The sequence below is a fragment of the Flavobacterium sp. NRK F7 genome, from assembly GCF_024054195.1.
GTDB lineage: Bacteria > Bacteroidota > Bacteroidia > Flavobacteriales > Flavobacteriaceae > Flavobacterium.
On record NZ_JAMXLB010000009.1, the window covers coordinates 1,111 to 4,955 of the forward strand.

Consider the following 3,845-nt stretch of genomic DNA (forward strand, 5'->3'; position numbering starts at 1 on the left):
AGTGGTTTTATTTTTAGCTTCTTTGTGGGCACGGAAAACATTTCCGAGCTATCGGGGTTATTAATCAAAGCTTTTAGATTATAATTAATAGCTTTTAGATTTAAATTAAAAAACCACTCCTTAACAGAGTGATTTTATTTTATCTATTTTATGGGCACGGATTGCAAATCCGCGCTATCGGGTTAGATTTCCTATACTCTCCTGAAGGTGTGTTTTTCCTGTTCCTGATGAACCTAAACTTATTATATGTAATGGCTGTTCTCTCTTTCTTGATGAAAAGATTAAATACATAATTAGCCTGTTGGTTTCTTCTCCTATAATTCCGCTTTTGCCTATTAGTTCATTAGTCCTTAGTAGTAAGTCCTTAGTTCTTAGTAATTCTAAAGCTTCGTTTTTTTCTTTTTCTGTCAAGACTTTAGACTTTGGACTTTCATCTTTTGACTCTAGCTCTGCTAGCCTGTATTTTTCTAGTTCTTCTATGAGTTCGTTTATACTTGCTTCGATTACACTTGTACCGATTTCTAGTTTAGTAGCTGTTTTTCTAATTAGTTTTTCTACTTGGGTATCGTTGTATAGATCTAAATTATGTCTTACTGCTAGGCTTTCTATTTCTGTAGCTTGTATTTTGAGTGTTACACGCATTCTGTCTAAACCATCTAACCTGATACCGCCTAATACTGTTATTCTAATAAGTTTATTTGCATATTCTAATTGGCTTGGGTTTTGGGTGTTTAGATTGTTCATAACTTATAAAATTTCACTTATTAGTTATAAACTTAATCAATAAATGATATTATTTACAAATTTATTCGTTTGTTTTTTTACCTTTAAGTAACGTATATTTGCATAAACCCTTATTTTTAAGGCATTATTATTACTTATAGATTATGAATATAGGAAGTACTATAACCCAATTGCGTAAAGAAAAAGGATTATCTCGTGATGATTTAGGAACTATTGTAGGTACTTCTGGTGCAGTAATTGGAAGATACGAGCGGGAAGAAATTACACCTTCTGTGGAGATTGCTAATAAAATCGCACATGCTCTTGAGGTTTCTCTAGATTATTTGATTGGTAATAATACCGTAATTTTAAAAGATAAAAAAATCATTGAACGTACAGAAGCTATCGCAACTATGCCCGAAGAAGAAAAAAAACAATTATTTAATGTAATTGATGCTTTAATTAGAGATTATAAAACTAAACTTTCTTATAAATAAAAAATGAAAACAAAAGTATTTTTATACATATCTGTTGTATTTATAATGTATTCATGCAAGAATAATGATTCTGATAAAAATCTTAACACAAACAAAGAAAAGAATATTGTATTGAAAAAGAATATTGAAGAAGAATACATAAAAAGAGATGAAAAAGGTAATCTACTTATAAAAGGCAACCTTCTAAACAATAAAAAACATGGTATTTGGAAATGTTACAATCAAGGGAATCTTACTGATGTAATTAGATACAACCAAGACACTTTAATGTATACTTTAGATAAAAATGACTACATATATAAAGATGTTTTTTTAGAAAAAATAAATTCCTACATACCTATACCTAAATATTGGGAATTAAATCAAGTTTTTGATGACGCTAATACCTTATTAACTGCTGTAAAAAAGTGTGATGACAGTATTGCATATTGTCAAAATATAACCCTTAGATATGAAAAAATCACATCAGATACTTTTGAAAATTTTGTAAAAGATTATAAAAATCAAATTCAAAATAGTATTAAAAGTATAATAATTAAAGGTTTTGACAAAAATAAATTATATCCCAAAGATTCCTATATTCTAAAATATTATATTAATTACAACAATACAGATTTAGCTTTTATGACTATATGGATTAAAGATAATGAAAATGCTATAATCTACACTGCTTCATGTGAAAAAGAAGAATTAGAAAAGAATTTATACTTATTTCTACAAATAGGTAATTCAATAACAAAAAAGAAGTAGGCATCACCTACTTCTTTTTTTTATAATATATAATCCTATTAATGTTAATAAGCCTAAAAAAATAATTGCAAAAATTTCAAGAAATGCTTTTGTATATTCTTGTTTAATCAGTAATATAATCAGCTTAATAATGCTTATTATCCCCATTAAAAAGGTAATAGATGAAAATATATACAAAAACCTAATCATTTATAAACATATCTGTCAATATCCATTCATCACTACCTTTTTCCATAGAAACCACTATATCTAATTCTTTTTGACTTCCTATAACTTTCATTTCTAATTGAGCATATTCTATACCATTTACAGTTTTTATAGAACCGCTAGGAAAGTTTCCAAAACTTTCTACCTTTCCTATTTTCTCTACAATTATATTTTCTTCTAATATTTTCTTCTTTGCTATGGAATAAGCTTCTGAATTATTAATTTTTATTGTATTTCCAATTGTAACTACTAAAATAAAAATTATGATTCCAATAGCTGTATATAAAATATATTTAATAAATTTTGCTTTCATTTATTTTTTCTTTTTAAAACCTAATTCTAAACTAAGACCTATTTTCATTATAATACCACCTTTTATAGAACCTTTAAAAGTTGAGGAACCTTCTTTACTAACTGCATCAATCTTTGCTGTAGGATTATTATCTCCTGGACCTTTGGTTTTTACAGAAATTCCTTTCCCAGGCTCTTTATTACTTGATTCTAATGAACTTGTTGTCTTACTTAAATAATCAAAACTTGACTTCTCATTCTTAGTCCTGTCTAAATCACTTCCGTGAGCCGTAAAAGAATTCTCTCCTTCAACTAATGTATATTTTGTTTTACCATTTGATATAGACACATCTACTGATTGACTAACTTCCATCTCTCCATCTTTCAAAATATAATCGCCTTCAAAACTATTCTCATCAAGTAAACTACCACTTACTTCTAATAATTCTACACCAACCAATTCTCCGTTTGCAGAAATATTACTATCGCCCGCTGAAACACTTATACCTGCTCCAATTGAAAACCTTGAATCAAATTTAAAATCTGCTACAAGCTCATTCTCTTCTAAGAACTTAGCTACCGCATTTCCTATTTCTACATATCCACTATTCTTAGGACTTGAACTAAACCAATTTTTGACTTTATCCCAAGCTCTTCCAAACCATCCTTTCTCAGGATCTGTTCCTTCAGGTGCCATACCATCAGGATCAATAAAATACATCGGATTATTAAACGCATAATTGTATGGACTAAATCTACGCATTAATTCTGTTTTTGGGTCAATATTCATCCATCTACCAAGTGCAGGGTCATAATTCCTTGCTCCGTAATCATACATATTAAGTCCCAGTTCATCTTGCAGTTCTTTACCGTTATACTTATACTCGTATGCATTCGAAGAAGGATAAGTATTATGTTTTAATCCAAAAGGATAATATTCATTCTCTTCTACTATTTCATCGATAGCTATACTACCACTGTTATCTACATCACTATAACTTAATCGTATATTTCCTAAATGATCCGTATAATTAAACACATATTTGTAACTACTACTCTCCTTTTTCACATATCCTTCTGCATGGGGGAAGAATTGTAAAACACTGTTTTCATATTGAAAACCTCCTGCTAAATAAGTAGTAGTTGTTACTGCTGTATTTTCTGTCACTTTTTTAACTACTTTTTGTCCTGTAGCATTGTAAAAATATTCAATTTTATTGGTACCAAAAACAATTTCTGTTGGTAAATTTAAATGGTTGTATACAATATTGGTAATCCCTTTATTATCATCACGTGTCATATTACCATTATCATCATAACCATATTCAGTATTATTATTTGCTCCATCCTTAAATCCTTGTGGCGAGGTGGTTGCAT

At 28.8% G+C, this 3,845-nt stretch carries 5 protein-coding genes; 2 read left to right on the top strand and 3 right to left on the bottom strand.

The genetic code is table 11. From position 1 onward, the window contains the following. Nucleotides 1–174 precede the first annotated feature (174 nt). A complete protein-coding gene (locus NHF47_RS17050; RefSeq protein WP_252766121.1) occupies nucleotides 175–744 on the bottom strand; it encodes a hypothetical protein in 570 nt (189 codons plus the stop codon). A gap of 143 nt (nucleotides 745–887) precedes the next feature. Between NHF47_RS17050 and NHF47_RS17055 the strand changes: the two genes are divergently transcribed. Together NHF47_RS17055 and NHF47_RS17060 are read left to right on the top strand one after the other, a co-directional pair. Further along, nucleotides 888–1,220 (top strand): helix-turn-helix domain-containing protein, encoded by a 333-nt coding sequence (locus tag NHF47_RS17055; protein ID WP_252766122.1) that lies wholly within the window; start codon nucleotides 888–890, stop codon nucleotides 1,218–1,220. A 3-nt stretch (nucleotides 1,221–1,223) separates the two neighbouring features. Next, nucleotides 1,224–1,970: a hypothetical protein gene (locus NHF47_RS17060; protein WP_252766123.1), complete on the top strand. Its 747-nt coding sequence runs from the start codon at nucleotides 1,224–1,226 to the stop codon at nucleotides 1,968–1,970. Between the two features lie 181 nt (nucleotides 1,971–2,151). Here the strand turns inward: NHF47_RS17060 and NHF47_RS17065 are convergent, their stop codons facing one another. Both NHF47_RS17065 and NHF47_RS17070 read right to left on the bottom strand, forming a co-directional pair. Continuing rightward, on the bottom strand, nucleotides 2,152–2,490 hold the full coding sequence (locus NHF47_RS17065) for a hypothetical protein (RefSeq protein WP_252766124.1): 339 nt from the start codon (nucleotides 2,488–2,490) through the stop codon (nucleotides 2,152–2,154). After that, a partial coding sequence (locus NHF47_RS17070; RefSeq protein ID WP_252766125.1) for an RHS repeat domain-containing protein occupies nucleotides 2,491–3,845 on the bottom strand: 1,355 nt, incomplete at its 5' end. It lies immediately after the preceding gene.